Genomic DNA, 26,753 nt, shown 5'->3' on the forward strand with positions numbered 1-26,753 from the left:
GTGCCCCCGGCCCCATCGATCCCCCTTGCGAGGAGCCCATGAACGACTTCCTGTTCACCCGTCGGACCCCGGCCCAGTACGCCAGCGCCCTGCACGGCACCGTCGACGCGGTGGCCGTCCACCTGGCCGGCACGGAGCGCCCCCGCTCCGCGGCCACCCCCGCCGAACTCGAGGACCTCGTCGCGCAGGTCGACCTCGACCGCCCCCTCGGCGACGTCGCCGCCGTGCTCGAGGAGACGCGCCGGCTCTACCTCGACCACGCCGTGCACTTCCACGACCCCGGCTACATGGCCCACCTCAACTGCCCGGTGGCCATTCCCGCCGTGGCCGCCGAGGCCCTCACCGCCGCCGTGAACACCGCGGTCGAGACGTGGGACCAGTCCACCACCGCGACCCTGGTGGAGCAGCGGCTCGTGGACTGGGCCACCGCCCGGATCGGCTTCCCCGCGGCGGGGGAGCCGGACGGGGTGTTCACCTCCGGGGGCACCCAGTCCAACCTGCAGGCCCTCTTCACCGCCCGCGAGCAGCGGCTGTCCCGCCCGCACCCGGCCCCGCGCCAGGAGCGCCTCGGGCGGCTGCGGGTCGTGGCGGGCGAGCACGCGCACTTCAGCGTGGACCGGGCCGCCCACCTGCTCGGGCTGCCCGGGGACGCGGTCGTCCCCGTGCCCGCCGGCCGGGACGGGGCGCTGGACCCGGTGGCCCTCGAACGGGTCCTGCACGAGATCGCCGCGTCCGGCGACGAGGTCGCCGCGGTCGTGGCCACCGCCGGGAGCACGGACCTCGGCGTGATCGACCCGCTGCCGGCGGTCGCCGACGCGTGCCGGGCGCACGACGTGTGGCTGCACGTGGACGCCGCCTACGGCGGGGGCCTGCTCGTCTCGCCCACCCGGCGGCACCTGCTGGACGGGATCGAGCGGGCCGACTCCGTGACCGTGGACTTCCACAAGTCCTGGTTCCAGCCGGTGGCGGCCTCCGCGCTGCTGCTGGCCCGGGGGCGGGACCTGCGCTTCTCGACCTGGAGCGCCGAGTACCTCAACCCCCGCCACGCGGTGCGGCCCAACCTGGTGGACAAGTCCCTGCAGACCACCCGGCGCTTCGACGCGCTCAAGCTCTGGATGACCCTGCGCACCGTGGGGGCCCCCGAGCTCGGCCGGGCCCTGGACCGGGTCCTGGACCTCGCCCAGGAGGCCGGCCGGATCGTGGCGGACGCCCCCGACATGGAGCTGGTGGCCCGGCCGGTGCTCTCCACGGTCCTGTTCCGGCACCGGCCCCCGGGCACCGACGACGACGCGGCCGACCGTCTCGTCGAGTCGGTCCGGACCGCGCTGTTCGACTCGGGGCGCGCGGTCGTGGCCTCGACCGTCGTCGGCGGACGCCGCTGCCTGAAGTTCACGTTCCTGAACCCGCTGACCACCGCCGCGGACGTCGAGCGGGTGCTCGACCTGGTCCGCGCCGCCGCGCGGGACGCCGCGCCCCTGGCCGCCGCGGCGGGGGTGCGCTGATGGCCGCCGCGACCGGGCGCGTGCACGACCTGCTGGGCATCGGGATCGGCCCCTTCAACCTGGGCCTGGCCTGCCTCGCCGCGCCGCTGGAGGACCTCGACGCGGTGTTCCTCGACGCCCGCGAGGGCTTCGACTGGCACCCGGGGCTGATGCTCGAGGACGCCACCATCCAGGTCCCGTTCCTCGCCGACCTCGTCACGCTGGCCGACCCGACCTCCCCCTGGTCCTTCCTGCACTACCTCAAGCGGACCGGACGGCTCTACCCCTTCTACATCCGCGAGGACTTCAACCCGCTGCGCGCCGAGTACAGCGCCTACTGCCGGTGGGCGAGCGAGCAGCTGGAGAGCCTGCACTGGGGCCGCGAGGTCGTCGCCGTCGAGCGCGACGCCGCCGCGGACGCGTACACGGTCACCGCCCGCACCCGGGCCGGGACCGAGCGCTGGCGGACCCGGCGCCTGGTCCTCGGCGTGGGCACCGTGCCGTGGGTGCCCACCGGCGTCGAGACCGGGACCGGTCCCGTGCTGCACACCAGCGACTACCTGCCCCGGCGCGAGGAGCTGCTGGGGCGGGAGAGCGTGACCGTGCTCGGCAGCGGACAGTCCGCCGCGGAGGTCTACCGGGACCTGCTGGAGCGCGCCGGGGCGGACGGCCCCCGGGTCGACTGGATCACCCGCTCCCCGCGGTTCTTCCCCATGGAGTACACCAAGCTCACCCTGGAGCTGACCTCCCCCGAGTACGTCGACCACTTCCACGGCCTCGACCGGCAGCGGCGGGACCGGCTCAACCGCGAGCACACGACGCTCTACAAGGGCATCAGCGGCGACCTGGTGAACGAGATCCACGACCTGCTCTACCGCCGCTCGGTGCACGGGCGCCCGGCGGGACTGCTCACCACGAACACCTCCCTGACCGGGGCCCGGTGGGACGCCGCGGCCGGGACGGTGGAGCTGGCGCTGCGCGACGACGAGCTCGAGCGCTGCTGGCGGCACACGACCGGCGCCCTGGTGCTCGCCACCGGCTACCGCGCCGAGGTCCCGGCCTTCCTCGACCCGGTGCGCGAGGACATCGCCTGGGACGACGCCGGGCGCTACGACGTCTCCCGCGACTACGCGATCGACCGGGAGCGCCGCCGGATCTGGGTGCAGAACGCCGAGGTGCACACCCACGGCCTGACCGCCCCCGACCTCGGCATGGGCGCCTACCGCAACAGCGTGATCCTCCGGGCCGTGACGGGCCGGGAGGTCTACCCGGTCGAGCCCGCCATCGCCTTCCAGACCTTCGGCATTCCCCAGGAGACCGCATGAGCACCCCGCACCCCGCCCCCGCCGAGCGCTTCGCCACCCCCGGCGGCGTCCTCACCCTCGAGCCGCTGCCGCTGGACGGGCCCACCGTGGAGCTGCTCCACGCGTGGCTGACCCACCCCCGGTCCCGCTTCTGGGGCCTGCTCGACGCCGACCCCGCCACCGTCCGCCGCGCCTTCGAGGCCGTCGCCGACCACCCCCGCTGCGAGGCCCGGCTGGCCCGCCTGGACGGGGTCCCGCTGGGCGTCGTGGAGACCTACGACCCCGCCGAGGTGCTCCTCGCCGGCCGCTACGCCCACCGCGCCGGCGACGTGGGGATGCACCTGCTCCTCGCCCCGGCCCGGACCCCGGTGCCCGGCACGAGCGCCGCCCTGATGGCCGCCACGCTGCGCGGGCTGTTCGAGCGGCCCGGGACCCGGCGCGTCGTCGTGGAGCCCGACGTCCGCAACGAGGCCGTGCACCGGCTCAACGCCCGGGCGGGCTTCGAGGTCCACGGGCCCCTGCCCCTGCCGGGAAAGACCGCGCTGCTCAGCACCTGCACCCGGGAGCAGTTCGAGGCCTCCGAGCTGGCGGGAACCGCCCGCCCGGTCCCGGCCGCCGCCGTCCCCGCCGGGCCCGCCGCCGCCGCCCACCTGGGCCTGCACCCGATGCGCGTCGCCCACCGCCACCTGTGCTGCAAGGTCCTGGCCGAGTTCGCCCACGAGCGGCTGGTGCACCCCGAAGCGGTGGGCGAGGACGTCTTCGAGGTCCGCGCCGGGACCGCCCGCTACCGGTTCCGGGCACGGCGCACCGCGCTGGAGCACTGGGTGCTCGACGAGGGCTCGCTGCGCCGCACGGTGGCCGGCGCCGACGCCGAGCCCGACGCCCAGGCCCTGATCACCGAGCTCGCCCCGCAGCTGGGCATCCCCGCGCACCTGCTGGCCACCTACCTCGAGGAGATCGCGAGCACCCTCGCCTCCGCGGCCTACAAGCTGATGCACCGCACCCGCCCGGCGTCCGCGCTCGCGGACGCCGGGTTCCAGGAGGTCGAGGCCGCCATGACCGAGGGGCACCCCGGCTTCGTGGCCAACAACGGGCGGATCGGCCTGGGCGTCACCGAGCACGACCGGTACGCCCCCGAGGCGGCCCGGCCCGTGCGTCTCGTGTGGGTGGCCGCGCGCCGCTCGCTCAGCCGCGTGGACACCGGGCGCGGCCTCGACGAGGACGCCCTGTACGCCGCCGAGCTCGACCCCGGGACCCGCGCCCGCTTCCGGGCCCGGCTGACCGGGCTGGGCCTGGACCCGCAGGACTACCGCTTCCTGCCGGTGCACCCCCACCAGTGGGAGCACCGGGTCACCGTGACCTTCGCCCCCGACCTCGCCCGCCGGGACCTCGTGCTGCTGGGGGAGGGTGGCGACGAGCACCGGGCCCAGCAGTCCGTGCGCACCTTCTTCAACACGACCCGTCCCGAGCGGCACTACGTGAAGACGGCCCTGGCCGTGCAGAACATGGGCTTCCTGCGCGGGCTCTCCCCCCGGTACATGCGCGACACCCCCGCGATCAACGACTGGGTGGCCGACCTCGTGGCCGCCGACCCGGTGCTGGCCGGGGCCGGGTTCTCGGTCCTGCGGGAGGTCGCGGCGATCGGCTACACCGGCGACGCCTACCACCGCGCGGCCGCCTCGGGGCACGGCGAGGAGGGCCCGCACACCAAGATGCTCGCGGCGCTGTGGCGGGAGAGTCCCGTGGGGCGCACCGGGCCGGGGGAGCGGCTGGCGACCCTCGCCTCCCTGCTGCACGTGGACGCCCTGGGCACCCCTCTGGTCTCCGTGCACGTGCGCGCCTCCGGGCTGAGCGCCGAGGAGTGGGTCCGGCGGCTGCTGGACGCCTACCTCGCCCCGGTCGCCCGGTGCCTGCTCGCCCACGACCTCGTGTTCATGCCCCACGGCGAGAACGTGGTCCTCGTGCTGCACGAGCACGTGCCGCGGCGGGCCATCATGAAGGACATCGGGGAGGAGGTCGCCGTGGTCACCGACCGTCCCCTGCCGGAGGGCCTCGACCGGATCCGGCACGTCGTGGACCCCGCGACGGCGGCCCTGTCCGTGCACACCGACGTGTTCGACGGCGTGCTGCGCCACGTGGCGGGCCTGCTCGAGGCCGACGGGCTGCTGGCGGCCGGCACGTTCTGGGAGCTCGCGGCGGACTGCCTCCACGAGGTGGCGGGGACCGACCCGGCGGGCGCGGCGCGGGTGCCGCTCTTCGCGCCCCGCTTCGAGCACTCCTGCCTCAACCGGCTGCAGCTGCTCAACACCCTGCAGATGGTCGACCTCACGGACCAGGCCGCGTCCCTGCAGTACGCCGGCACCCTGGAGAACCCGGTGACGGCCCGGGTGCCCGTCCGCTGACCGGCCCGCGTCCGCCCCGCCCGCCCCGGGGCGGGCGGGGCGGACGCGGGGTCTTCAGGCCGCGTCGCGGGCGTCGAGCTCGTGCACGAGCTCCTGGAGCCGGTCGGCGGTGCAGGGGTGGGGGCCGTCCGGCGCGGTGAGGTACTCGCGGTCGAGCTGACGGCAGATCCGCGAGTGCAGCACCTGCAGCTCGTCCATGCTCAGGGCGGCCAGGGCGGCCGGGAACATCTCGTCCGGGCCCAGGCAGGAGCAGGGCTGGTCCTGGGCGGCCGGGGGCGGGGCGGGGCTGCGGTGCGTCACGGTGGTGGGTGCGCTCATGGTGGTGTCCTTCACGGGAAGTGCGGAGCGGGTGTGCGGAGCGGAGGCCGCCCCCGCTGCGCGGGTGACGGGCCGATAGGGCGCGGTGATGGTCACGGTGATGGTCACGATGCGGGAGGATCCGCGGTGGCCGGTCCGCCCGCCCGTGCGTCGGGGACGGGGCGGGGCGTGCGGAGGGGCCGTGGCGGGGGCGCGTCGGACGCCAGTGCGGGGACGGCGGTCCGGATTTCCTGGTGTGCAACCGCCATGGGGCAGGCCGTGTGCTCGACCTGGTCCCACCGTAGGCGAGACGCCCGGTCTTGGCCATCCCGGCCCGCCCGCGTCATCGGGCGGGCGGAGCCGCCGCGGGACCGCGGCGAGTGGCGTTTCCCCGGGTCCTGGCCCAGGATTGAGCGGTGCCCGACGACCGTTCCACCGCCGCCGACCCCGCCGCCGCCAACCCCGCCGCCCACGAGCCCGTGCCGGAGCTGCTGGTCGGCCTCGTCCTCTCGCCCCAGATCGCCGGCGTCCTGCCCCGGGACCTCGCCGGCACCCTGATCGCCCCGCTGCACGAGCGCTATCCCGGGGTGCGCTGGCGCGTGTCCGCGGCCGAGGACCGGCTGGTGGTCCCGCCGGCCGACGGGCTCGACCTGCTGGAGGCCGCCCGCGACCGGATGCTCGACGAGGACTGGGACCTCGTCGTCGTCCTCACGGACGTCCCCCTCAAGGACGGCCGCAGCCCGGTGCTCACGCAGCTGAGTCCCGTGCACGGCGTGGGCCTCGTCGCCGTCCCGGCCCTCGGCCCGGTGCACGTGGGGCAGAAGGTCCGGCAGACCGTGGTCCGGGTGGTCGGCCACCTGCTGGGCCACGACGCCGAGGACGCGGACGACGCCGAGGCGCAGGAGGAGCTCGTCCGGCGCGCCCGGCAGCGCGCGGAGGACCTCGAGGACCACCCGGAGGACAACGCCGTGCAGTTCACCGCCCGCGTGCTGGGCGGCAACGTGCGCCTGCTGCTGGGGATGATCCGCGCCAACCGGCCCTGGACCCTGGTGGTGCGGCTGTCCCGGCTGCTCGCCCTGGCCGCGGCCACCGGGGTGCTGACCCTGGTGGCCTCGGACCTGTGGCTGCTCGCCGCCGCCTACGGGCCGTGGCGCCTGGGGCTGCTGGGCCTGCTCTCGGTGGGGGCGGTGACCGGTGCGCTGATCGTGGGCGCCCGGCTCTGGGAGCGCCCGCGGCGGCGCGCCGAGCGCGAGCAGGTGGCGCTGTTCAACCTGGCCACGGCGGCGACCGTGGCCATCGGCGTGGTCGTGTTCTACGCCGCGGTCTTCGCCCTGTCCTGGCTCGGTGCCCTGCTGCTCGTGGACGGCGACGTCTTCGCGGCGGTGATCGGCGCCCCGGCCGGGGCGGCCGAGTACGGCAAGCTGGCGTGGCTGACGGCCACGCTCGCCACCGTGGGCGGGGCCCTCGGCGCCGGGCTCGAGGACGACGACGCCGTGCGCGCCGCCGCGTACACCCGCTCGGAGCCCTGAGCGCCGCGCCGTGCGACACGGCCCGGGGTGGGGGCCGTGCGTCGCCGCCGCGGTGATCAGTAGACTTGGTGTCCCGGGCGTGGTCCGGGAGCTCATCCCGGGAGGACACGATGACCGCCACGCAGCAGACCCAGCCCACGCCCCGCACCCCGCGCCGGCCGCGGCTCCGGCGCAGCAACTGCCACCGCCCCGGGATCACGCGCCGCGGCCACGGCAAGGGCTTCGTGTTCCGGCACGCGGACGGGACCAAGGTCGAGGCCCCCGAGGAGCTCGAGCGGATCCGGGGCCTGGCGATCCCCCCGGCCTGGAAGGACGTATGGATCAGCCCGCAGCCCAACGGCCACATCCAGGCCACGGGGGTGGACGGCGCCGGGCGGCGCCAGTACATCTACCACCCCCGGTGGCGGGAGCTGAAGGACCGGGAGAAGTTCGACCGGGTCCTGGACTTCGGCGACACCCTGCCCCGGGCCCGGCCGGCGGTGACGCGGCTGCTGCGCGCGGAGGGCCTCACGGAGGACAAGGCGTGCGCCGCGGCCTTCCGGCTCATGGACGACGCGGCCCTGCGCATCGGCAACGAGGAGTACGCCCAGTCCAACGGCTCCTACGGGGTGACCACCCTGCTGGTGCGGCACGTGCGGGTGGACGGGGACGACGTGCACCTGGACTTCCCCGGCAAGAGCGGGCACCAGTGGTCCCTGGCCCTCCGGGACGCCGACCTCGCCGCCGCGCTGGCCCCCATGCTGGAGCGGGACCCGGACGAGCCGGCCCTGGCCTACCGGGACGAGGACGGGCAGTGGGCCACCACCACCAGCGCCCGGCTCAACGACTTCGTCCGGGAGCGGTGCGGGCCGGACTTCACCGCCAAGGACTTCCGCACCTGGCAGGGCACGGTGAGCGCCGCCCTCGCCCTGGCCGCCCGCGCGGACACGCGCCCCACCCAGAGCGCCCGCAAGAAGGCGGTCTCCGCGGCCGTGCGGGAGGTCGCCGAGCACCTGGGGAACACGCCCACCGTGGCCCGCAGCTCCTACGTGGACCCGCGGGTGATCGACCGCTTCCACCACGGGGAGACCATCGACGCCGACACCTACCGGGCGGCCGAGCGGAACCTGCGGTCGTTCCTGACCTGATCCGGTCCCGCCCGCCCGGGTGTTCCCTTCCGGGCCGCGGAGGACGACCATGGGGCGGAGGAGCCCGGGCGTGGTCCGCGCCACGCGCACCGGGCGGACCCTGTCCCGGCGCGGCACGAGAGGACGCAGGAATGGCCGAGCGCATCGACCGGTGGCCCACGGGGGCACCGTGCTGGGCGGACATCATGGTCTCCGACCTGGACCGCTCCATGGACTTCTACGCCGCCGTGCTCGGCTGGCGGTTCACGCCCTCGGACCCCGCGTACGGCGGCTACTGCAACGCCCTGGTGGGCGGCGAGCCCGTGGCGGGCCTGTCCCCGGCCCTGCCGGAGACGGAGGACGACCCCCACGCCTGGGCGGTCTACCTCGCCTCCGACGACATCGCGGCGACCGGCCGGGCCGCCGTGGCCGCCGGGGCGCGCCAGCTGTTCGAGCCGATGGAGGTGGGCCGCTTCGGCACCATGGGCGTGTGGATCGACCCCACGGGGGCCGCCTTCGGGGTGTGGCAGCCCGGGGACCACACGGGCTTCAGCCTCGTCGGCCGGCACGGCACCGTGGCGTGGTGCGACCTGCTGACCTCGGACCAGGAGGCCGCCGAACGGTTCTACGCGCAGGTCTTCGGCTACACCTACCAGGACATCGGCACCCGGCACGAGGCCTACGCGGTGTTCACGGTCCCGGGGATGGACCGCAGCGCGGGCGGGATCGGCGTGCCGGCCGAGGACGTCGACCCCCTGCAGGAGGTGCCGCCGCTGTGGTGGGTGTGCTTCGAGGTCGACGACGCCGACGTCGCCGCCGAGCGGGTCGTCGGGGCCGGGGGCACCCTGCTCCGGGAGCCGGAGGAGTTCGGCTACGGGGAGCTGGTGTTCGCCGCCGGCCCGGACGGGGAGCGCTTCGCCCTGATGGGCCCCTCCTCGCAGGACTGGGCCGAGGCGGACGACGAGGACGACGACGAGTCGTGACCGCGTCCCGGATCCGCGGCGTGCCGCGGACCGGGGACGCGGTCGGGGGCCGGTAGGCCCAGGCACTGCCGCGCCCGGGCGCCCGCGGCCCGCCGGCTCAGAACAGGCCGACGACGGCTCCCACGAACCACAGCACGGCGAACAGCAGCACCAGGCCCAGGATGGCGGCGATCGCGATCTTGCCCTTCGCGGAGTCCCCGGGGTGGTCCACGTCCAGGTCCGGGTTGTCGGGCCCGACGCCCAGTCCGGCGTCGGGCGGGCTGTCGCCGGCGATGCTGCGGCCGGACTCCTCGTTCAAGGCCTCCCGGGCCTTCTCCGGGTCGTTGCGCGCCTGCTCGGGATTGATCTCGGCCACGGGGCCCTGCTTTCTCCGGTCGGTCCTGCTCGGAATGCCTTCCCCAGCAGACTAGCAAGCCTGCTGGTGGTTTGGGTGGGTGGCGGGCGACGGATCGCCGCCGTGAGGCGCCGGAAACATGCGCGCCATGTGCGTGTGGAAAGAATTGGCTGCTACTCGTGGTATCACTTGTACCGTGTGGTGCCCGTCACACCTGTCGGCAGCCCGGGGACCACGTCCCTGCTCCGCGCCCCGGAGCGGGGGCTGCCACTCGCCCTTCCGAGGAGTCCGTTCATGTCCACGCCATTCCGCCCGGGGCGCGCCCGCCGCGCCCTCGCCGTCACGTCCCTGGCCGCCGCGGCCTCCCTGGCGCTCACCGGCTGCCTCGCCTCGGACCGGGAGGAGGAGGGCGGGTCCGGGGAGGCCGCCGCCGGCGACGTCGACGGCACGTTCGTCTTCGCGGCGTCGTCCGACCCCAAGTCCCTGGACCCCGCGTTCGCCCAGGACGGCGAGTCCTTCCGCGTCTCACGCCAGATCTTCGAGGGGCTCGTGGGCGTGCAGGAGGGCTCGGCGGAGCCGGAGCCGCTGCTGGCGGAGTCGTGGGAGCAGTCCGAGGACGGCAGGACCTACACGTTCCAGCTCAAGGACGGCGTGACCTTCCACGACGGCACGGCCTTCGACGCGGAGGCGGTCTGCACGAACTTCGACCGCTGGTACAACTTCGAGGGCCTGCTCCAGTCCGAGAACATGGCCTACTACTACGGCTCGCTCTTCAAGGGCTTCGCGGACTCCCCGGAGCAGGCCATCTACGCCGGCTGCGAGGCCACCGGCGCGCAGGAGGCCCAGGTCACGCTGAACAAGCCGTTCGCCGGCTTCATCGCCGCCCTGTCCCTGCCGGCCTTCGCCATGCAGTCCCCCACGGCGCTCGAGGAGTACGGTGCGGACACCGCCGGCGGCACCGCGGAGTCCCCGGAGCTCTCCGAGTACGCGCAGGGCCACCCCGTGGGCACCGGCCCGTTCCGGTTCGAGTCCTGGGACGTGGGCAACCAGGTGGTCCTCTCCGCCTACGAGGACTACTGGGGCGAGCAGGGCCAGGTCACCGACGTCATCTTCCGCATCATCGACGACCCGCAGGCGCGCCGCCAGGCCCTCGAGTCCGGCAGCGTGGACGGCTACGACCTCGTGGCGCCGGCCGACACCCAGGCGCTGAAGGACGGCGGCTACAACGTGGTCACCCGCGACCCGTTCACCATCCTCTACCTCGGCTTCAACCAGGCCCAGGAGGAGCTCGCGGAGCCCGCCGTCCGCCAGGCCATCGCCCACGCGATCGACAAGGAGGCCCTGGTCTCCCAGACGCTGCCCGAGGGCACCACCGTGGCCACGCAGTTCATCCCGGAGTCCGTCAACGGCTACAACGAGGACGTCACCCAGTACGAGTACGACCCCGAGCGGGCCCGCGAGCTGCTCGCGGAGGCCGGCTACGCGGACGGCCTCGAGCTGGACTTCAGCTACCCCACGGGCGTCTCCCGGCCCTACATGCCCAACCCGGAGCAGACGTTCACCACGCTCACCGCCCAGCTCGAGGAGGTGGGCATCACCGTCAACCCGCAGCCGGACAAGTGGTCCCCGGACTACCTGGACCGGGTCAACGGCACCTCGGAGCACGACCTGCACCTGCTGGGCTGGACCGGTGACTACAACGACACCGACAACTTCGTGGGCGTGTTCTTCGGCCAGGAGAAGCCCGAGTTCGGCTTCGACGACCCCGAGCTGTTCCGGGCGCTGGCCGACGCCCGCGAGCTGACCAGCATCGAGGAGCAGACCCCGGTCTACGAGGAGATCAACGACCAGATCATGCAGAAGCTGCCGGCCGTGCCCCTGGCCAACCCGGCGCCGTCGCTCGCCTTCGACGCCCGCGTGGAGTCCTACCCGGTGAGCCCGGTCAACGACGAGGTCTTCAACCGCATCCAGCTCAGCGAGTGAGCCTCGGGGCCCGGGGGCGGCGCGCGCCGCCCCCGGGCCGCCCCCGTCTCCCGACGGTCTTCCCCCGCCCCTCCCCGTCCGGAAGGACCGGAATGCTCCGAGTCATCGGCAAGCGGCTCGCCCTGCTGATCCCCACCCTCCTCGGCCTGTCGATCCTGCTCTTCGCCTGGGTCCGGGCCCTTCCCGGGGGCCCCGCCACGGCGCTGCTGGGGGACAAGGCCACCCCCGAGGCCGTGGCCCGCATCAACGAGGTCTACGGCTTCGACCGTCCCCTGATCGAGCAGTACTTCGTCTACATGGGGCAGCTCCTGCGGGGGGACTTCGGCGCCTCCATCGTGACCGGCCGGCCCGTGGTGGAGGAGTTCCTCACCCGCTTCCCGGCCACCCTGGAGCTCGCGCTCGTGGCGCTGGTCTTCGCGGTGGGCGTGGGCGTCCCGCTCGGCTACGTGGCCGCCCGGCACCGCGGCCGGACCCTGGACCACTCCTCCGTGGTGCTGTCCCTGCTGGGGATCACGGTGCCCGTCTTCTTCCTGGCGTTCATCCTCAAGTGGCTGCTCGCCATCCAGGTGCCGCTGCTGCCGGCGGACGGGCGGCAGGACCCGCGCATCGACGCGACGCACTACACCAACTTCTTCGTCCTCGACGGTCTGCTCACCGGGGAGTGGGACGCCGCGTGGGACGCGTTCCTGCACCTGATCCTGCCCGGGGTGGCCCTGGGCACGATCCCGCTGGCGATCATCGTGCGCATCACCCGCGCTTCCGTGCTGGAGGTGCAGAGCGCCGACTACGTGCGCACCGCCCGCGCCAAGGGGCTCACCCGCGGCCTGATCCGCGGCCGCTACATCCTGCGCAACGCCATGCTGCCCGTGATCACGACCATCGGCCTGCAGACCGGCCTGCTGATCTCCGGGGCGGTGCTGACCGAGACCGTGTTCGCGTTCAACGGCATCGGCCGGTTCCTGCGGGACGCGATCTTCAACCTGGACTACCCCGTGCTGCAGGGCTTCATCATCTTCATCGCCCTGGCCTACTCCCTGATCAACCTGCTGGTGGACATCTCCTACAGCCTCATCGACCCCCGGGTGCGTGTTCAATGAGTGCCACACTTCCCCCCGCCCCCTCCGGGCCCGCGCACCCCGAGGGCCCCGACGCCGTCGGGGTCGTCCCGGGCACCGTCGAGCAGACCGGCACGAGCCTGTGGCAGGACGCCTTCCGGCGGCTGCGCCGCAACCCCGCGGCCATCGCCGGGGCCGTGATCGTGGGCGTGTTCCTGCTCGTCGCCCTCCTCGCCCCGTGGCTCGCCCCGTTCGGCGGCGAGGAGCTGCCCGGGCGCACCGAGATCACCCCCACCGTGATCCCCGGCCCCGGCGACGTCGAGGGCCACCCGCTGGGCCTGGACCGCTTCGGCGGGGACCTGCTGTCCAAGCTGATCTGGGGCGCCCGCGCCTCCCTGGTCATCGGTGTGGTCTCCACCGCGCTGGGCCTGGCCGGCGGCGTGCTGCTCGGCCTGCTGGCGGGCGGCTTCGGCGGCTGGGTGGACAGCGTCATCATGCGCTTCGTCGACATCCTGCTCTCCGTGCCCAACCTGCTCCTCGCGGTGTCCATCGCCGCGATCATGGGGCAGAGCCAGTGGGCCGTGATGATCGCGATCGGCGCCTCGCAGGTGCCCATCTTCGCCCGGCTGCTGCGCTCCTCGATGCTCTCCCAGAAGGGCGCGGACTACGTCCTGGCGGCCCAGACCCTGGGACTGTCCCGGAGCACCATCACCATGAGCCACCTGCTGCCCAACAGCACCGGGCCGGTCATCGTGCAGGGCACCCTGACCCTGGCCACGGCGGTGATCGACGCGGCCGCCCTGTCCTTCCTGGGGCTGGGCGGCGGTGTGCCGCAGACGGCGGAGTGGGGCCGGATGCTCACCTACGCCCAGGCCGAGCTGGCGATCGCCCCGCAGCTGGCGTTCCTGTCCGGGCTGTGCATCGCCGTCACCGCCCTGGGCTTCACCCTGCTGGGGGAGTCCCTGCGGGAGGCCCTCGACCCCAAGTCCCGAACCGCGTGAGGTGCACCCAGCGATGAGCGCAGAGAACCCCGTCCCCCGGGCCGACGCCCCCCTGCTCGAGGTCGAGGACCTCGCCGTGGCCTTCACGACGATGAACGGGCCGGTCCAGGCCGTCCACGAGGCGTCCCTGACGCTGCGCCAGGGCCGCACCCTGGCCATCGTGGGGGAGTCCGGCTCCGGGAAGTCCACCACGGCGATGTCCGTGATCGGCCTGCTGCCCGGCAACGGCCGGGTCACCGGCGGGTCCGTGCGGTTCGCCGGGCAGGAGCTCGTGGGCCTGGACGAGTCCCGGATGCGGGCCGTCCGCGGCCGCCAGATCGGCCTGGTGCCGCAGGACCCCATGTCCAACCTCAACCCCGTGACCACGGTGGGGCAGCAGGTCGCCGAGACGCTGCTCGTGCACGGCCTGGCCACCCGCAAGGACGTGCACGAGCACGTCGTCGCGGCCCTGGCGGCCGCCGGCCTGCCCGAGCCCGAGCGCCGCGCCGCCCAGTACCCGCACGAGTTCTCCGGGGGCATGCGCCAGCGCGCCCTCATCGCGATCGGGCTGGCCTGCCGGCCGCGGCTACTCATCGCCGACGAGCCGACCTCCGCCTTGGACGTCACCGTGCAGCGGACCATCCTGGACCAGATCGAGCGGATGACCGAGGAGATCGGCACGTCCGTGCTGCTGATCACCCACGACCTCGGGCTGGCCGCCGAGCGCGCCCAGGACATCGTGGTGATGCACCGGGGCCGGATCGTGGAGGCCGGCCCGTCCGCGCAGGTGCTGGAGGACCCGCGGCACGAGTACACGCGCCGGCTCGTGCAGGCGGCGCCCTCGGTGGCGGCGGCCCGCGTCGGGGCGCCCTCCGCGCCGGCCGCGGACCCGCGCCGGGGCCCGGCGGCCCCGGCGCACGGTTCGACGGCGGTCCCCGCCGATCCCGGGTCCGGCGCCCCGCGGGAGCCGCTCGTGGTGATCGAGGACCTCACCAAGGTCTTCAAGGGGCGGCTGGGGCAGCCCGACTTCACGGCGGTGCGGGACGTCTCGCTCACCGTGCCCCGGGGCCGGACGGTGGCGATCGTGGGGGAGTCCGGGTCGGGCAAGACGACGACGGCGCGGATGCTGCTGAAGCTCTACGAGCCCACCTCCGGGTCGATCCGCTTCGACGGCCAGGACGTGACGGGGCTGCGCGGCAAGCGGCTGGCGGCGTTCCGCCAGCGCGTGCAGCCGATCTTCCAGGACCCCTACTCGTCCCTGAACCCGATGTTCACCATCGGGCGGATCGTCGAGGAGCCGCTGTCCACCTACGGCCGGGGCGACCGGGGCGAGCGGCGGGACCGGGTGAAGTGGCTGCTCGAGGAGGTGGCGCTGCCGCCCTCGACCGTCAACCGCTACCCCAACGAGCTCTCGGGCGGGCAGCGCCAGCGCGTGGCGATCGCGCGGGCCCTGGCGCTGCAGCCGGAGCTCATCGTGTGCGACGAGCCGGTGTCGGCGCTCGACGTGCTCGTGCAGAAGCAGATCCTGGACCTGCTCGGCCGGCTGCAGGAGGAGTTCGGGCTGTCCTACCTGTTCATCTCCCACGACCTCGCGGTGGTCCGGCTCATCTCCGACGAGGTGTGCGTGATGAAGGACGGCGAGCTGGTGGAGGCCGCCGCGAGCGAGGAGATCTTCACGAACCCGCGCCATCCCTACACCCGGCGGCTGCTGGCCTCGATCCCGGGCAACGAGCTGCGCGTCGGGGCCTGAGCCGCGGACCGGGACCGCCGGCCGGGCCGTGCCGCGGCCCGGGGATTCAGAGGAGCAGCGCCGCCGCGGCCAGGCCGGCGAGCACGGCGAGCACGGTGAGCGCCGCGGTGCCCACGGCGTTGAGCACCGCGTCCCGCACCCGGCCGTCCCTGGCCAGCCGCACGGTGTCGGCCATCGCGGTGGAGAAGGTGGTGTACCCGCCGCAGAAGCCGGTGACGGCCGCGGTGAGCGCGGGACCGCCCAGGGCCCCGGCCAGCGCCGCGCCGGTCAGCACCCCGGCGAGGAAGGACCCCGTCACGTTGACGGTCACCGTGCCGACCGGGAAGGACGTCGCCGCGCGCCGTCGCACCATGCCGTCGACGACGAACCGGGCCGTCGCCCCGGCCCCGCCGAGCAGGCAGATCAGCAGGGTGGTCATGCGGGCCGTCCCCGGGCGGCGAGCAGGACGCCGGCCAGGCAGGCGGTGAAGCCGCCGGCCAGGGAGACCCCCGCGTAGGCCAGCGCCGGGCCGGGCGACCCGGCAGAGAGCATCCGCTGCACCTCGAGGGCGAGGGCGGAGAAGGTCGTGAACCCGCCCAGGAACCCGGTCCCGGCGCCCAGGCGCAGCAGCAGCCGGCGGGGGGTCTCCGCACCGCGCAGCAGGAGGCCCTCCAGGAGCATCCCCAGCAGGAAGGCCCCGAGCAGGTTCACCGCAAGGGTGGCCACCGGCCAGCCGGACACCGCCGGCAGCGCCGCCGCGACCCCGTGGCGGGCCCCGGTGCCGAGGGCGCCGCCCAGGCCCACGGCGAGGACCGGCAGCAGGCGCCGGTGGGGGAGTCGGGGCGGGAGTCGGCGCATGGAGGTCTCCTCGTGGTCGGCCTCAGCGCGACGGCCGGTCGGCGCACGGTGCGCCCGAAGATCCGGGCGGGCGGCTCGATCCTACCGGCCGGTCCGTAGGATGGCCGGGATGCACACCATACAAGGCGCCAGGATCCTGCTCGCGCTCAAGACGTCCCTGGCGGTGGCCCTCTCCTGGATCGTGGCCCAGCGGATGCCGGGGGTGATCGACCAGTACCCCTACTACGCGCCCCTCGGGGCGATCTCGGCGATGTACCCCACCGTGCTGGGCTCGGTGCGCGCGGGCCTGCAGACGGTGGCCGGCATCACCCTCGGGATCGCCCTCGCGGCCGGGGTGCTGCTGATCGGCGACCCGAACCTGGTGACGGTCGCCGTGGCGGTGGGCATCGGCGTGCTGCTGGCCGGGATCCGCCGGCTCGGGGCCGGGGCGGAGTACGTGCCCGTGGGGGCGCTGTTCGTGCTCATCATCGGCGGCCAGGACGCCGAGGGCTTCTCCGCCGGGTTCCTGGTGCAGATGTCCGTGGGGGTCGCGATCGGCCTGCTCGTCAACGCGCTCGTGTTCCCCCCGCTGGACTTCCGCACCGCCCGCCTGCAGCTGGACCGGCTGCAGGGCGTCGTCGTGGACTACCTCGAGGACGCCGCCCGGGAGCTGGCCGAGCCCGGGAGCACCGCCGGGCGGGACTGGCAGGAGCGCAACCACTCGCTCGTGCGGATCACGGCCGAGGTCCGCGAGGCGGTCGACGAGTCCGCGCAGAGCGCCCGGGGCAATCCCCGCGTGGTCCTGCGCCGCGGGCGGCCGACGGACCCGGGATACGCCTCGATGCTCCAGCTCGAGAGCGTGGTCTTCCACCTCCGCGGGTTCACGGACGCGCTGCGCGAGCTCTACGACCACCAGGGGCACGACTGGGTGATCCCCCCGGTCCTGAGCGGCCGGCTCGCCGAGGCGGCGCAGTCCTCCGCCGACGGCGTCCGGGCGTGGGCGGCGGAGGAGGACCCGGCGGAGGCCGCCGAGCGGGTCCGCTCCCTGGCGGGGCGGCTCAGCGCCGAGGTCACGGACCCCTCGGGGCACGAGGGGCGCCTGGTCATCACCGCGGCCCACGACCTCGCCCGGCTCGTGGCCGTGCTGGATCCCCCCAGCGCGCCCACCCAGGGCAGCAGCGCGGTGGCCCGCAGCTGACCCCCGCCGGGCACCCGGCACGGGGCCGCGGAGCCGCCCGGGGGCGGAGGCCGTGACCCGCACCGCCACGACCGGTCCGGCCGCGCCGGGCGCCCGCGCGGGCGTCCGGCGCGGCCGTGCGGCTCAGGCCCGGCCGCGCCGGCGCAGCCGCAGCACGGCGGCCGCCGACATCGCCGCCCCGGCGGCGAACAGACCGGCCAGCAGGCCCGCGCCCGGACCCTCGGCCGGCTCCGCGGCGGTCTGCATGTTGAGCCCGGGGTTGACGGCCACCGGAGCGGCCTCGGCGGGAGCCTCCACCACGGGAGCCTCCACGACGGGTGCCTCCACCACGGGGGCGGGCGCCACCGGGGCGACGGGGGTCGGGGCCACGGGGGCGCCGACGGGGAGCTGGCCGAGCTCGCCCTCGCACGCCACGACGGCCTGCTCGAGCAGCGCGAGCAGCTGGTTGACGGTCGCCTCGTCGAGCACCAGCTCCGCCAGGAGGGCGTCGAACGCCGCGCCGGTCTCGAGGACCGCCGCCTCGAGGGCGGCGGGGTCCACGGCGCCGAGGGCGGCGGCCAGCGCCGCGTCCAGCTCGGCGACCGTGGCCTCGGCCTGGGCCAGGGCCACCGGGTCGCCGGACTCCTGGGCCGCCGCCAGCGCCGTCGCGGCGGCCTGGAGCTCGGCCAGGCTCGGGCCGCCCGCGGGGACCACCAGCGCGGTGTACTGCGCCTCGGCGGTGGCCACGGCGTCCGCGGTCCGGTCGAGGGACATGATGGCGTCCGGGGTGATGCCGGCGCCGGCCAGCGCGGCGTCGAACTGGCTCGTGGCCTGCAGGCAGGCAGCGTCGCCGGGTGCGGCGACGGCGGCCGGGGCGCCCAGGACGAGGCCCCCCACCAGCATCGTGGCCGCGGACCCCGCGGCGGCCCAGGTCTTGGCAGCGGTCATGTCGTGTGTCTCCTGAATCCGGTCGTGGCCCCGGGCCGGTCCCGCGGCCTGCAGCGCGCGGCAGGACCCCTCCGGCGTCACCCGTCCGCGCGCGGCGGCGGAGGCGACAGGAGACGTCGAGCTGCTGGTCGCGCGGCGGCGCGGAAGGACCCCGCCGAGCGGTGGGGCACCTGGACGGCGGCCGAAGGACTGCTGTGCCGCCAAACTACGTGCCGGCAGTCACCATTGGCAATAGCGAACAGGCGGGACCGCCCGGGCCGCGGCGCCGGTCCCGCCCGAGGCGTCAGGAGCGCGCCCGGGGGCGCGGCCGTGTCCGGGCTCCCCGGGACACGGCCCCGGCGCCGTCGCGGCCGGTCCGGTGCCGCTCGACCGCCTGGTCGTAGAAGCCCACGAGCGCCTCGGTCGCGGCCCGCCAGCCGTGCCCCTCGGCGTCGGCCCGGCCGGCGGCGCCCATCCGGGCGCGCAGGGCGTCGTCGCCGAGCAGCCGGGCGAGGTGCGCCGTGAGCTCACCGGGGCTGCCGGGCGCGGCGAGCAGACCCGTGCGCCCGTGGTCGACCGCGAACGGGATGCCGCCGGCCCGGGCGCCGACCACCGGCACCCCGCTGGCCAGGGACTCCAGGGCCACCAGGCCGAGGGTCTCGGTGGTGGACGGGAACGCGAACACGTCCGCGGAGGCGTAGGCGGCGGCGAGCTCGTCCCCGGCCAGCGGCCCCACGAACGTCGTCGGCGTGCCGGCGAAGCGCCGCTCGAGCTCCGCCCGGTGCGGGCCCGCGCCCACCACGGCGAGCCGGGTGCCCGGCAGCCGCCGGATCGGCTCGAGCAGGGCCTCCAGGTTCTTCTCCTTGGACAGCCGTCCCACGGAGAGCACCAGCCGCTCCTCCGGGTGCCCGCCGGTGAGGCGCCGGCGGACGGCGGGGGAGGCCTTCGCGGGCGAGAAGAGGCGGGTGTCCACGCCTTTGGGCCACAGCGCCGGGTCCCGCACGCCCATCCCGGCGGCCCGCTCGAGCATCGGCCCGGAGGTGCACAGGTTGACCTGGGCCAGGTTGTGCGTGGCGCGGATCCACCGCTCCACGCCCCCGCGCAGGGGTCCCAGGCCCAGGGCGCTCATGTACTGCGGCACGTCGGTGTGGAAGGAGGCCAGCAGGGGCAGGGCCCGCCACCGGGCCGAGAGGGCGCCCCAGGCGCCGAACCACACCGGGTTCACCGCGTGCACCACGTCCGGGCGGAACGCCGTCACGGCGCGCTCGGCCGCCGGGGTGGGCAGCCCGCCCCGGATGTCCGGGTACCAGGGGAAGGCGACGGACCGGGCCCGGACCACCCGGTGCGGCCCGTACGTCTCCGGCGGCCGTCCCGGGGTGAGCACCAGGACCTCGTGGCCGAGGCCGCCGAGCTCGTCGAGGGTGCGCAGCAGCCGCGTCACCACCCCGTCGACGTTCGGCAGGAAGACGTCCGTGAACAGCGCGATCCGCATCCGGCGGCTCAGGCGCCCACCGCCGCCGGGCGGGACACCGAGGCAGGGACCCCCGGCCGGCGCCGCCCGTTCCACACGGAGGTCGCCGGGATGCGGGAGAGGTCCACGCGGTGCGCCCACCGCTCGGCCGTCTGCTCGACCTCCAGGAGCAGGCCCTCCGAGAGCGTGGTGGGCTGCAGCCCCAGGCTCAGGAAGGCCTCGTTGACCACGTGCAGGTCGTTCTCCGCGGACTCCTGGCGGGGGTTGGGCACCGTCTCGACCTGCGCGCCGGTGAGCTCGGAGACCAGCCGGGCGAGGTCGCGGACCCGGTGGGTCTCGGTCATCTGGTTGAAGATCCGCACCCGGTCCCCGGCCGCCGGAGGGTGGCCCAGGGCCAGCTCGACGCACCGGACCATGTCCTGGATGTGGATGAACGCCCGGGTCTGCCCCCCGGTGCCGTGCACCGTCAGCGGGTGGCCGACCGCCGCCTGGACGAGGAACCGGTTGAGCACGGTGCCGTAGTCGCCGTCGTAGTCGAAGCGGTTGACCAGCCGCTCGTCGAGCGCCGTCTCCGCGGTGCTGGTGCCCCAGATGATGCCCTGGTGCAGGTCGGTGATCCGCAGCCCGTCGTTCTTGGCGTAGAACGCGAACATGGTCTGGTCCAGCACCTTGGTCATGTGGTATAGGGAGCCGGGGTTCGAGGGGTAGAGGATCTCCTGGGGGACGCTGCCGTGGGGGCCCGGGACCTCCACGTCCAGGTAGCCCTCGGGGATCCGCATCCCGGCGGTGCCGTACCCGTAGACGCCCATGGTGCCCAGGTGCACCAGGTGGACGTCCAGGCCGGACTCCACGATCGCGCACAGCACGTTGTGCGTGGCGCTGACGTTGTTGTCCACGGTGTACCGCTTCGTCCGGGGGGTCTTCATGGAGAAGGGGGCGGCCCGCTGCTCCGCGAAGTGCACCACGGCGTCCGGGCGCTCGGTGCGCAGCAGCCCGAGGAACTCCTCGTAGTCCTGGGCCAGGTCGAGCTCCGCGGCGCCGATGCTCCGGCCGGTGAGCTCCGCCCACGCCGCGCGGCGCTCGTCGAGGCCGCGGATGGGGGTCAGCGACTCGGTGCCGAGGTCGGCGTCGATGGCGCGCCGGGAGAAGTTGTCGACGACGAGCACGTCGTGGCCCCGGGCCGACAGGTGCAGAGCGGCGGGCCAGCCGCAGAAGCCGTCGCCTCCGAGGATCGCGATCTTCACGTGGTCTCCGTTCCCGGGCCGGTCCGGCCCGCTGGTCTGGTCGTGACTGTCAGCGTGGGCCATCCGGCTGAACCGGAAGTGAACGGACGCGCACCAGCTGCTGGTACGCGAACGTGCCCGGGCGGACCTCCCAGCCCGGCCCGGCCAGCGCGCGCAGCTCGTCGGGGACGTAGGCCCGGCGCAGCGAGCGCAGCCCGTCGGTGCGCAGGAAGGAACCGGGGGCCAGCGGCAGGACGCCCACCGAGTACAGCCGGTAGGCCGCCGGGCTGCGCACCAGGTCGTTGTGCACCACGAGGCGGCGGGCCAGCCGCTCCGAGTCCGCCACGAGCTCCCGCACCTGCGCGGGGTCCAGGTGGTGGAGCAGGTGGTTGGAGACCACGACGTCGAAGGTCTCGCCCGCCGCGACGAGCTCCCGGCTGGTGGTGCGCCGGAAGGCCGGGGGCGCGAGGTGCGGGCGCCGGGCCGCCCAGCGGGCCGTGCGCCCCACCGACCACTCGAGGGCGCGGGCGTCCGGGTCCGCGCCCGTGAGCCGCAGGTCGACGCCGTCGCGGTGCGCCCAGCGGGTCAGGGCCCGGGCGACGTCCCCGCCGCCGGAGCCCACGTCGAGGACGGTCAGGGGCCGGCCGGGGACCGCGAGCGGGCGGATCCGCCGCCGGTAGGTGGCCGACCACCCGGCGAGCAGGGAGTTGACCGCCTCGAAGCGCGCGTAGGTGCGCCGCAGGGCGCCGAGGTCGCAGCCGGGGTCGTCCATGAGCTCCCGCAGGTCCGGGTCCCGCCGCGAGAGGTCGGTGCGGGGGCGCGGGTCGGTGCGGGGCATCTGCCCATTCTCGTGCGGCCCGGCACGTATGCCAAGGAGCGGCGCCGCCGAGTCCCCGCCCCCGGCGTCACTAGACTGGGCCTCCCGTCCGGTGCCGGACGGGCAGACCGGAAGGGGAGTCCCGTGGGAGACACCGTGCGTGCCCCGGGCCCGCCGCCCGGGCCGTGGATCGGCCTGGCGGGCGCGTGCTGGGCGGCCAACGCCGCGCTGGGGGCGTCCGTGGGGGCGGGACTCGTGCACACGGGCCGGTTCCGCTGGATCCACCACGCCCTCTACATCGCCACGACGACGACGACGGCCCTGGCCGCGCTCCTCGGCGCCGGCTCGTCCTCCGCCGGGCGACGGGCGGCCGCCCGCGCGCTGGCCCCGGCGCTGCTGCCGCTGCTGGCCCTGCCGTACGTGGGCACGCCCGCCCAGGGCCATCCGCGCCGGCACGCCGTGGCCGCGCTGTCCGCGGCGCCGTTCTACGCCACCGCCCTGATCCGAGCCCGCGCCGACCGCGCGCGCTGACCGCACCGACCGAACCGGAGAGCACATGGAGTTCCTCGACGTCGTCTTCAACCGCCGCACCACCAACGGGCCGTTCCTGCCGGACCCGGTGTCCCCGGAGCACCAGCGGCTGCTGCTGCGCACCGCCGCGGCGGCGCCCTCCCAGTTCAACAGCCAGCCGTGGCGGTTCGTGCTGATCGAGGACCGGGGGACCATCGACCGGATCGCCCGGATCAGCGCCGAGTCCATGACGCAGGTGATGGCGGAGGGGACGTTCTTCGACCGGTACAAGCGCTACTTCCGCTTCAGCAGGCAGGAGATGGAGGAGCAGCGCTTCGGGATGCTCTTCGACAAGCTGCCCGCCGTGCTGCGCCCGTTCACCAGAAAGGCGTTCACCCCGGGCGGGCAGGCCATGATGAACCGGCTGCGGGTGCCGCAGACGCTGGGCTCGGAGAACCACAAGCTCGTCGCCGGGGCGCCGCTGCTGCTGGGCGTGATGCTCGACCGCCGCGAGTACCGGCCCGGGGAGCTCTCCGGGTTCTACTCGCTGTTCTCGATGGGCGCGGCGATGGAGAACCTCTGGCTGACCACGGTGGAGCTGGGCATGGGCATCCAGTTCATTTCGTTCCCCATGGAGGCCCCGGCCCGGTGGGCCGAGATCGTGGAGCTGCTGGAGGTGCCCGAGGACCTCGAGCTCATGGCCGTCTACCGCCTCGGCTACGTGCCGGAGGCGCACCGCCGGCCCGCGATCGACTGGTCCTCCCGCGAGCGGCGGCGGATCTCCCAGTACGTCTACCGGGAGTCCTGCGCCACCCCGCAGGAGGGCTGGGACGACTGAGCGGCGCAGCCGGTGCGGCCCGGCCCCGCCGCCGCCCGCACCGGCTGCGCCCCGGAGGGGCGGCGGATCGGCTAGCGTCCGTCCTGTGACCCACGATACGGAGCCGACCTTCCGCCCGCTGAGCCTCCCGGACACCCCCGCGTGGTCCGCGCTGATCCACGTGCTGGCCGCGGCCGACGCCACCGGGGAGACCTACGAGCCCGGCGACCTGGCCGAGGAGCTCGACCAGGCCGGCGTGGACGCCTCGGCGGACACCTGGGGCGTCTGGGACGGCCCGGCCCTGGTGGCCTACGGGCAGGTGCACGTGGGCACGGCCCTGACCGCCGGGGGCCTCGCCCGTGCGCACCTGGGCGGCGGGGTGCACCCGCGGTGGCGCGGCCGGGGCCTCGCCACCGCGCTGTTCGAACGCATGGAGGCGCGGGCGCTGTCGATCGCCGGCCGGCGCCACCCGGGCGCCCCCGTGCAGCTGTCCGCCTCGGGCGGCGCCGACGGCGCGGACGCCCGGGCCTTCCTCGCCGGGCGCGGCTACGCCCCGGTGCGGTGGTTCACCGACATGGCCCGCCCCCTGCCCGGCCCGCCCCCCGGCCCGGCCGACGCCCGCGCGGAGCCGTTCGAGCACACCATGGCCGAGGAGCTGCGGCTCGCGCACAACGACGCCTTCTCGACCCACTGGGGCTCGACGGCGCGGTCGCCGGAGGTCTGGGCGGACGTGGTGGGCGCCCGCAGCGCCCGCACGGACCTGTGGCGGGTGGCCCGGGAGCCCGGAGGCCGGATCCTCGCCTACTGCTCCGTGAGCCAGTGGCGCGAGGGCGCCCTCTACGTCGACCGCGTGGGCACGCGGCAGGAGGCCCGCGGCCGCGGACTGGCGCGGGCGGTGCTGATCGCCACGGTGGCCGCCGCCGCGGCGGAGGGCGCGTGGGCAACGATGGAGCTGACCGTGGACGCCGCCAACCCCACGCGCGCCGACGCGCTCTACCGCTCCGTGGGCTTCGTCCCCGTCCGGACGCAGGCCGCGTTCGCCCGCACCGTGCCGCCCCGCGGCTGAGCGCCCGGGCACGACGGGCGCCGCGCCGCACGGCAGGCCTGGCCATCGGCCGTGCCGGGGGAGTACCGTAAGCACACTGGCGAAATCGTCCGAGATCGCCACCCCTGACCGACGAGACAGATCGAAGGAGATGCCATGAGCACCAAGGTCGAGAAAACCGTTGTGGTCGACGTGCCCCTGAGCACGGTGTACAACCAGTGGACGCAGTTCGAGGACTTCCCCCAGTTCATGAACGGGGTCAAGAGCGTCCGCCAGCTGAGCGACTCCCGGCTCGAGTGGGTCGCGGAGATCGGCGGCGTCCGCCGCCAGTGGGAGGCCCGGATCGTGGACCAGGTCCCGGACAGCCGGGTCTCCTGGGCCGCCACGGAGGGGGCCACCAACGCCGGCACCGTGATGTTCCACGACGCCGGCAACGGCCGCACCGAGGTCCACCTCGTCCTGGAGTACGAGCCCGAGGGCCTCGTGGAGAAGATCGGGGACAAGCTCAACGTGGTCGAGAACCAGGCCGAGGGCGACCTGGAGCGGTTCAAGAAGTTCATCGAGGACGAGGGCTACGCCACCGGGGCGTGGCGCGGCTCGGTCAACGAGGGCGCCCCGGTCGGGACCCCCGGCGTCGAGGCCGCCGCCGCCTCCCGCGGTGACGACGGCAAGGCCGGGATCTCCGGCAAGGTGGTCGCCGCCGGAGTGGCCGCCGCCGGAGTGGCCGCCGCCGGGGCCGCCGCGGCCGCCAAGAAGAAGGACTCCGACGAGGACGGGGAGCCGGTCACCTTCGAGGCCGAGGCGCCCGCGGCGCCTCCGGCCCCCACGGTCACGCCGGTGGCCCCGGAGACGGCGGTGCCGGGTGAGATCCCGCCGGTCACCCCCACCGGTCCGGCGCTGACCGACCCCGCCGTGGACGCGGACGTGGACGTGGACCCCACCTCGGGGCGCATCGACGGCCGTCCCGCCGGCGGCGCGCTCTAGCACCCGCCGCCCGCACGGACCGGGCCCCCGACCGCACCGCGGTCGGGGGCCCGGCCCGTGCCGGCCCGCTCAGCCCGTGACCGCTCCGACCGAGGCCGAGCGCACCAGCTTGGCGTACTTGCCCAGCACCCCGCCCTCGAACTGCGGGGGCAGCGGGGCCCATCCGCCGCGGCGCCGGGCCAGCTCCTCCTCGTCCACCTGCAGGTCCAGGCGGCGGGTGGTGAGGTCCACCCGGATCCGGTCGCCGTCGCGCAGCAGGGCGATCGGTCCGCCGTCGACCGCCTCCGGCGCGATGTGGCCGATGCACAGGCCGGTGGTCCCGCCGGAGAAGCGGCCGTCCGTGAGCAGCAGGACGTCCTTGCCCAGCCCCGCGCCCTTGATGGCGCCGGTGATGGCCAGCATCTCGCGCATCCCGGGCCCGCCCTTGGGCCCCTCGTAGCGGATGACCAGCACGTCCCCGGCGGTGATCCGGCCCGCCTCCAGGGCGTCCATGGCCGCCTGCTCGCGTTCGAACACGCGGGCGGGGCCCTCGAAGGACTCGGCGTCGAACCCGGCCGACTTCACCACGGCGCCCTCCGGGGCCAGGGACCCGTGCAGGATCGTGATCCCGCCGGTGCGGTGGATCGGGTTGTCGAGGGTGCGGATCACCTCCCCGTCCACCGGGTCGGGGTCGATCACGGCGAGGTTCTCGGCGAGCGTGCGCCCGGTGACGGTGAGGGCGTCGCCGTGCAGCAGCCCGGCGTCGAGCAGGGCCTTCATGACCACCGGGATGCCGCCGTGGCGGTCCACGTCGTTCATCACGTAACGCCCGAACGGCTTGAGGTCGGCCAGGTGCGGAACGCGGTCCCCGATCCGGTCGAAGTCCTCCAGGGACAGCTCGACGCCCGCCTCGTGGGCGATGGCGAGCAGGTGCAGGACGGCGTTGGTGGACCCGCCGAGGGCCATGAGCACCGTGATCGCGTTCTCGAAGGCCTCCCGGGTGAGGATGTCCCGGGCCGTGATGCCCCGGCGGAGCAGCTCGACGACGGCCTCCCCGGAGCGGTGGGCGAACTGGTCGCGCCGCCGGTCCGCCGAGGGCGGGGCGGCGGAGCCGGGCAGGCTCATCCCGAGGGCCTCGGCCACGGACGCCATCGTGTTGGCCGTGTACATCCCGCCGCAGGCGCCCTCGCCCGGGCAGATGGCCCGCTCGATGCGGTCCAGGTCCTGTCGGCCCATCAGCCCGGCCTTGCACGCGCCGACGGCCTCGAAGGCGTCGATCAGGGTGACGTCCTTCTCGGTCCCGTCCGTCAGCTTCACCCACCCCGGGGCGATAGTCCCGGCGTAGAGGAAGACGGCGGCCAGGTCCAGGCGGGCGGCGGCCATCAGCATGCCGGGCAGGGACTTGTCGCAGCCGGCCAGCAGCACGGAGCCGTCGAGCCGCTCCGCCTGCATCACCGTCTCCACCGAGTCGGCGATGACCTCCCGGGAGACCAGCGAGAAGTGCATCCCCTCGTGGCCCATGGAGATCCCGTCCGAGACGGAGATCGTGCCGAACTGCAGCGGATAGCCGCCGCCGGCGTGCACGCCCTCCTTGGCGCCCTGGGCGAGCCGGTCCAGGGACAGGTTGCAGGGGGTGATCTCGTTCCAGGAGCTGGCGATGCCGACCTGCGGCTTCTCCCAGTCGGCGTCTCCCATGCCCACGGCGCGGAGCATGCCGCGGCTGGCGGTGGCGTCGATGCCGTCGGTCACCTGGCGGCTGCGGGGCTTGATGTCGGGGCTCATG

24 protein-coding genes are annotated in these 26,753 nt (G+C 74.9%); 15 read left to right on the forward strand and 9 right to left on the reverse strand.

The window, feature by feature from the left end; all coding sequences use genetic code 11:
- Positions 1-38: 38 nt before the first annotated feature.
- From ACWCOM_RS14875 to ACWCOM_RS14885, 3 genes are read left to right on the forward strand one after another with little or no spacing between them, the layout of a single operon-like run.
- A complete protein-coding gene (locus ACWCOM_RS14875; protein WP_454549529.1) occupies positions 39-1,502 on the forward strand; it encodes a pyridoxal phosphate-dependent decarboxylase family protein in 1,464 nt (487 codons plus the stop codon).
- A complete protein-coding gene (locus ACWCOM_RS14880) occupies positions 1,502-2,806 on the forward strand; it encodes a lysine N(6)-hydroxylase/L-ornithine N(5)-oxygenase family protein (protein ID WP_454549530.1) in 1,305 nt (434 codons plus the stop codon). The genes ACWCOM_RS14875 and ACWCOM_RS14880 overlap by 1 nt, the downstream gene beginning before the upstream one ends.
- Positions 2,803-5,187, forward strand: coding sequence for a GNAT family N-acetyltransferase (locus ACWCOM_RS14885; protein WP_454549531.1), 2,385 nt, complete (start codon positions 2,803-2,805; stop codon positions 5,185-5,187). Before ACWCOM_RS14880 ends, ACWCOM_RS14885 begins: the two co-directional genes overlap by 4 nt.
- A 54-nt stretch (positions 5,188-5,241) precedes the next feature.
- Here ACWCOM_RS14885 and ACWCOM_RS14890 read toward each other — a convergent pair whose 3' ends face one another.
- Positions 5,242-5,505 (reverse strand): hypothetical protein, encoded by a 264-nt coding sequence (locus ACWCOM_RS14890; RefSeq protein WP_454549532.1) that lies wholly within the window; start codon positions 5,503-5,505, stop codon positions 5,242-5,244.
- A 395-nt stretch (positions 5,506-5,900) separates the two neighbouring features.
- On the opposite strand from ACWCOM_RS14890, the gene ACWCOM_RS14895 reads away from it, so the two are divergent.
- The 3 genes from ACWCOM_RS14895 to ACWCOM_RS14905 all read left to right on the forward strand — a co-directional run bounded on the left by ACWCOM_RS14895 (position 5,901) and on the right by ACWCOM_RS14905 (position 9,102).
- Positions 5,901-7,013 (forward strand): hypothetical protein, encoded by a 1,113-nt coding sequence (locus tag ACWCOM_RS14895; RefSeq protein ID WP_454549533.1) that lies wholly within the window; start codon positions 5,901-5,903, stop codon positions 7,011-7,013.
- A gap of 110 nt (positions 7,014-7,123) precedes the next feature.
- A complete protein-coding gene (locus ACWCOM_RS14900) occupies positions 7,124-8,140 on the forward strand; it encodes a DNA topoisomerase IB (protein ID WP_454549534.1) in 1,017 nt (338 codons plus the stop codon).
- Between the two features lie 131 nt (positions 8,141-8,271).
- Entirely contained in the window at positions 8,272-9,102 is an 831-nt protein-coding gene (locus ACWCOM_RS14905) for a VOC family protein (protein WP_454549535.1), read from the forward strand.
- Between the two features lie 97 nt (positions 9,103-9,199).
- On the opposite strand, the gene ACWCOM_RS14910 is transcribed toward ACWCOM_RS14905, so the two are convergent.
- On the reverse strand, positions 9,200-9,457 hold the full coding sequence (locus ACWCOM_RS14910; RefSeq protein ID WP_454549536.1) for a DUF6480 family protein: 258 nt from the start codon (positions 9,455-9,457) through the stop codon (positions 9,200-9,202).
- A gap of 273 nt (positions 9,458-9,730) precedes the next feature.
- Between ACWCOM_RS14910 and ACWCOM_RS14915 the strand changes: the two genes are divergently transcribed.
- The 4 genes from ACWCOM_RS14915 to ACWCOM_RS14930 all read left to right on the forward strand — a co-directional run bounded on the left by ACWCOM_RS14915 (position 9,731) and on the right by ACWCOM_RS14930 (position 15,204).
- The gene (locus ACWCOM_RS14915) at positions 9,731-11,419 is read left to right on the forward strand and encodes an ABC transporter substrate-binding protein (RefSeq protein ID WP_454549537.1); all 1,689 of its coding nucleotides are present in this window, start codon (positions 9,731-9,733) and stop codon (positions 11,417-11,419) included.
- 92 nt (positions 11,420-11,511) lie between these two features.
- Positions 11,512-12,516: an ABC transporter permease gene (locus tag ACWCOM_RS14920; RefSeq protein ID WP_454549538.1), complete on the forward strand. Its 1,005-nt coding sequence runs from the start codon at positions 11,512-11,514 to the stop codon at positions 12,514-12,516.
- The gene (locus ACWCOM_RS14925) at positions 12,513-13,475 is read left to right on the forward strand and encodes an ABC transporter permease (RefSeq protein ID WP_454549539.1); all 963 of its coding nucleotides are present in this window, start codon (positions 12,513-12,515) and stop codon (positions 13,473-13,475) included. Before ACWCOM_RS14920 ends, ACWCOM_RS14925 begins: the two co-directional genes overlap by 4 nt.
- A gap of 13 nt (positions 13,476-13,488) precedes the next feature.
- Positions 13,489-15,204 carry a dipeptide ABC transporter ATP-binding protein gene (locus tag ACWCOM_RS14930; protein ID WP_454549540.1) on the forward strand — a complete coding sequence of 572 codons (1,716 nt, stop codon included), beginning with the start codon at positions 13,489-13,491 and terminating at the stop codon, positions 15,202-15,204.
- A 46-nt stretch (positions 15,205-15,250) separates the two neighbouring features.
- On the opposite strand, the gene ACWCOM_RS14935 is transcribed toward ACWCOM_RS14930, so the two are convergent.
- Positions 15,251-15,622, reverse strand: a complete 372-nt coding sequence (locus ACWCOM_RS14935; RefSeq protein ID WP_454549541.1) for a fluoride efflux transporter FluC — start codon at positions 15,620-15,622, stop codon at positions 15,251-15,253.
- Positions 15,619-16,041: a fluoride efflux transporter FluC gene (locus ACWCOM_RS14940; protein WP_454549542.1), complete on the reverse strand. Its 423-nt coding sequence runs from the start codon at positions 16,039-16,041 to the stop codon at positions 15,619-15,621. The genes ACWCOM_RS14935 and ACWCOM_RS14940 overlap by 4 nt, the downstream gene beginning before the upstream one ends.
- Before the next feature lie 109 nt (positions 16,042-16,150).
- Here ACWCOM_RS14940 and ACWCOM_RS14945 point away from each other — a divergent pair, with 109 nt between their 5' ends.
- Entirely contained in the window at positions 16,151-17,218 is a 1,068-nt protein-coding gene (locus tag ACWCOM_RS14945; RefSeq protein WP_454549543.1) for an FUSC family protein, read from the forward strand.
- 123 nt (positions 17,219-17,341) lie between these two features.
- On the opposite strand, the gene ACWCOM_RS14950 is transcribed toward ACWCOM_RS14945, so the two are convergent.
- The 4 genes from ACWCOM_RS14950 to ACWCOM_RS14965 all read right to left on the reverse strand — a co-directional run bounded on the left by ACWCOM_RS14950 (position 17,342) and on the right by ACWCOM_RS14965 (position 21,656).
- Positions 17,342-18,145, reverse strand: a complete 804-nt coding sequence (locus tag ACWCOM_RS14950) for a hypothetical protein (RefSeq protein ID WP_454549544.1) — start codon at positions 18,143-18,145, stop codon at positions 17,342-17,344.
- 283 nt (positions 18,146-18,428) lie between these two features.
- The gene (locus ACWCOM_RS14955) at positions 18,429-19,616 is read right to left on the reverse strand and encodes a glycosyltransferase family 4 protein (RefSeq protein WP_454549545.1); all 1,188 of its coding nucleotides are present in this window, start codon (positions 19,614-19,616) and stop codon (positions 18,429-18,431) included.
- Between the two features lie 8 nt (positions 19,617-19,624).
- A complete protein-coding gene (locus ACWCOM_RS14960) occupies positions 19,625-20,839 on the reverse strand; it encodes an NAD-dependent epimerase/dehydratase family protein (RefSeq protein ID WP_454549546.1) in 1,215 nt (404 codons plus the stop codon).
- Positions 20,840-20,888: 49 nt separating this feature from the next.
- Positions 20,889-21,656 (reverse strand): methyltransferase domain-containing protein, encoded by a 768-nt coding sequence (locus tag ACWCOM_RS14965; protein WP_454549547.1) that lies wholly within the window; start codon positions 21,654-21,656, stop codon positions 20,889-20,891.
- 123 nt (positions 21,657-21,779) lie between these two features.
- Between ACWCOM_RS14965 and ACWCOM_RS14970 the strand changes: the two genes are divergently transcribed.
- From ACWCOM_RS14970 to ACWCOM_RS14985, 4 genes are all read left to right on the forward strand, one after another.
- Positions 21,780-22,166, forward strand: a complete 387-nt coding sequence (locus tag ACWCOM_RS14970) for a hypothetical protein (RefSeq protein WP_454549548.1) — start codon at positions 21,780-21,782, stop codon at positions 22,164-22,166.
- Between the two features lie 25 nt (positions 22,167-22,191).
- A complete protein-coding gene (locus tag ACWCOM_RS14975) occupies positions 22,192-22,983 on the forward strand; it encodes a nitroreductase family protein (protein ID WP_454549549.1) in 792 nt (263 codons plus the stop codon).
- 85 nt (positions 22,984-23,068) lie between these two features.
- A complete protein-coding gene (locus tag ACWCOM_RS14980) occupies positions 23,069-24,028 on the forward strand; it encodes a GNAT family N-acetyltransferase (RefSeq protein WP_454549550.1) in 960 nt (319 codons plus the stop codon).
- A gap of 135 nt (positions 24,029-24,163) precedes the next feature.
- Entirely contained in the window at positions 24,164-24,991 is an 828-nt protein-coding gene (locus ACWCOM_RS14985) for an SRPBCC family protein (RefSeq protein ID WP_454549551.1), read from the forward strand.
- 69 nt (positions 24,992-25,060) lie between these two features.
- Here the strand turns inward: ACWCOM_RS14985 and ilvD are convergent, their stop codons facing one another.
- Positions 25,061-26,752, reverse strand: coding sequence for a dihydroxy-acid dehydratase (gene ilvD, locus ACWCOM_RS14990; RefSeq protein ID WP_454549552.1), 1,692 nt, complete (start codon positions 26,750-26,752; stop codon positions 25,061-25,063).
- Between the last annotated feature and the right edge of the window lies 1 nt (position 26,753).

This window comes from Kocuria sp. KH4, assembly GCF_053711175.1.

Coding starts and splice junctions, on each gene's coding strand:
- ACWCOM_RS14965 (WP_454549547.1), bottom strand. CDS start 21,656: ATGCCCCGCACCGACCCGCGCCCCCGCACCGACCTCTCGCGGCGGGAC.
- ACWCOM_RS14935 (WP_454549541.1), bottom strand. CDS start 15,622: ATGACCACCCTGCTGATCTGCCTGCTCGGCGGGGCCGGGGCGACGGCC.
- ACWCOM_RS14880 (WP_454549530.1), top strand. CDS start 1,502: ATGGCCGCCGCGACCGGGCGCGTGCACGACCTGCTGGGCATCGGGATC.
- ACWCOM_RS14945 (WP_454549543.1), top strand. CDS start 16,151: ATGCACACCATACAAGGCGCCAGGATCCTGCTCGCGCTCAAGACGTCC.
- ACWCOM_RS14915 (WP_454549537.1), top strand. CDS start 9,731: ATGTCCACGCCATTCCGCCCGGGGCGCGCCCGCCGCGCCCTCGCCGTC.
- ACWCOM_RS14940 (WP_454549542.1), bottom strand. CDS start 16,041: ATGCGCCGACTCCCGCCCCGACTCCCCCACCGGCGCCTGCTGCCGGTC.
- ACWCOM_RS14920 (WP_454549538.1), top strand. CDS start 11,512: ATGCTCCGAGTCATCGGCAAGCGGCTCGCCCTGCTGATCCCCACCCTC.
- ACWCOM_RS14950 (WP_454549544.1), bottom strand. CDS start 18,145: ATGACCGCTGCCAAGACCTGGGCCGCCGCGGGGTCCGCGGCCACGATG.
- ACWCOM_RS14900 (WP_454549534.1), top strand. CDS start 7,124: ATGACCGCCACGCAGCAGACCCAGCCCACGCCCCGCACCCCGCGCCGG.
- ACWCOM_RS14890 (WP_454549532.1), bottom strand. CDS start 5,505: ATGAGCGCACCCACCACCGTGACGCACCGCAGCCCCGCCCCGCCCCCG.
- ACWCOM_RS14985 (WP_454549551.1), top strand. CDS start 24,164: ATGAGCACCAAGGTCGAGAAAACCGTTGTGGTCGACGTGCCCCTGAGC.
- ACWCOM_RS14905 (WP_454549535.1), top strand. CDS start 8,272: ATGGCCGAGCGCATCGACCGGTGGCCCACGGGGGCACCGTGCTGGGCG.
- ACWCOM_RS14930 (WP_454549540.1), top strand. CDS start 13,489: ATGAGCGCAGAGAACCCCGTCCCCCGGGCCGACGCCCCCCTGCTCGAG.
- ACWCOM_RS14875 (WP_454549529.1), top strand. CDS start 39: ATGAACGACTTCCTGTTCACCCGTCGGACCCCGGCCCAGTACGCCAGC.
- ACWCOM_RS14975 (WP_454549549.1), top strand. CDS start 22,192: ATGGAGTTCCTCGACGTCGTCTTCAACCGCCGCACCACCAACGGGCCG.
- ACWCOM_RS14925 (WP_454549539.1), top strand. CDS start 12,513: ATGAGTGCCACACTTCCCCCCGCCCCCTCCGGGCCCGCGCACCCCGAG.
- ilvD (WP_454549552.1), bottom strand. CDS start 26,752: ATGAGCCCCGACATCAAGCCCCGCAGCCGCCAGGTGACCGACGGCATC.
- ACWCOM_RS14885 (WP_454549531.1), top strand. CDS start 2,803: ATGAGCACCCCGCACCCCGCCCCCGCCGAGCGCTTCGCCACCCCCGGC.
- ACWCOM_RS14955 (WP_454549545.1), bottom strand. CDS start 19,616: ATGCGGATCGCGCTGTTCACGGACGTCTTCCTGCCGAACGTCGACGGG.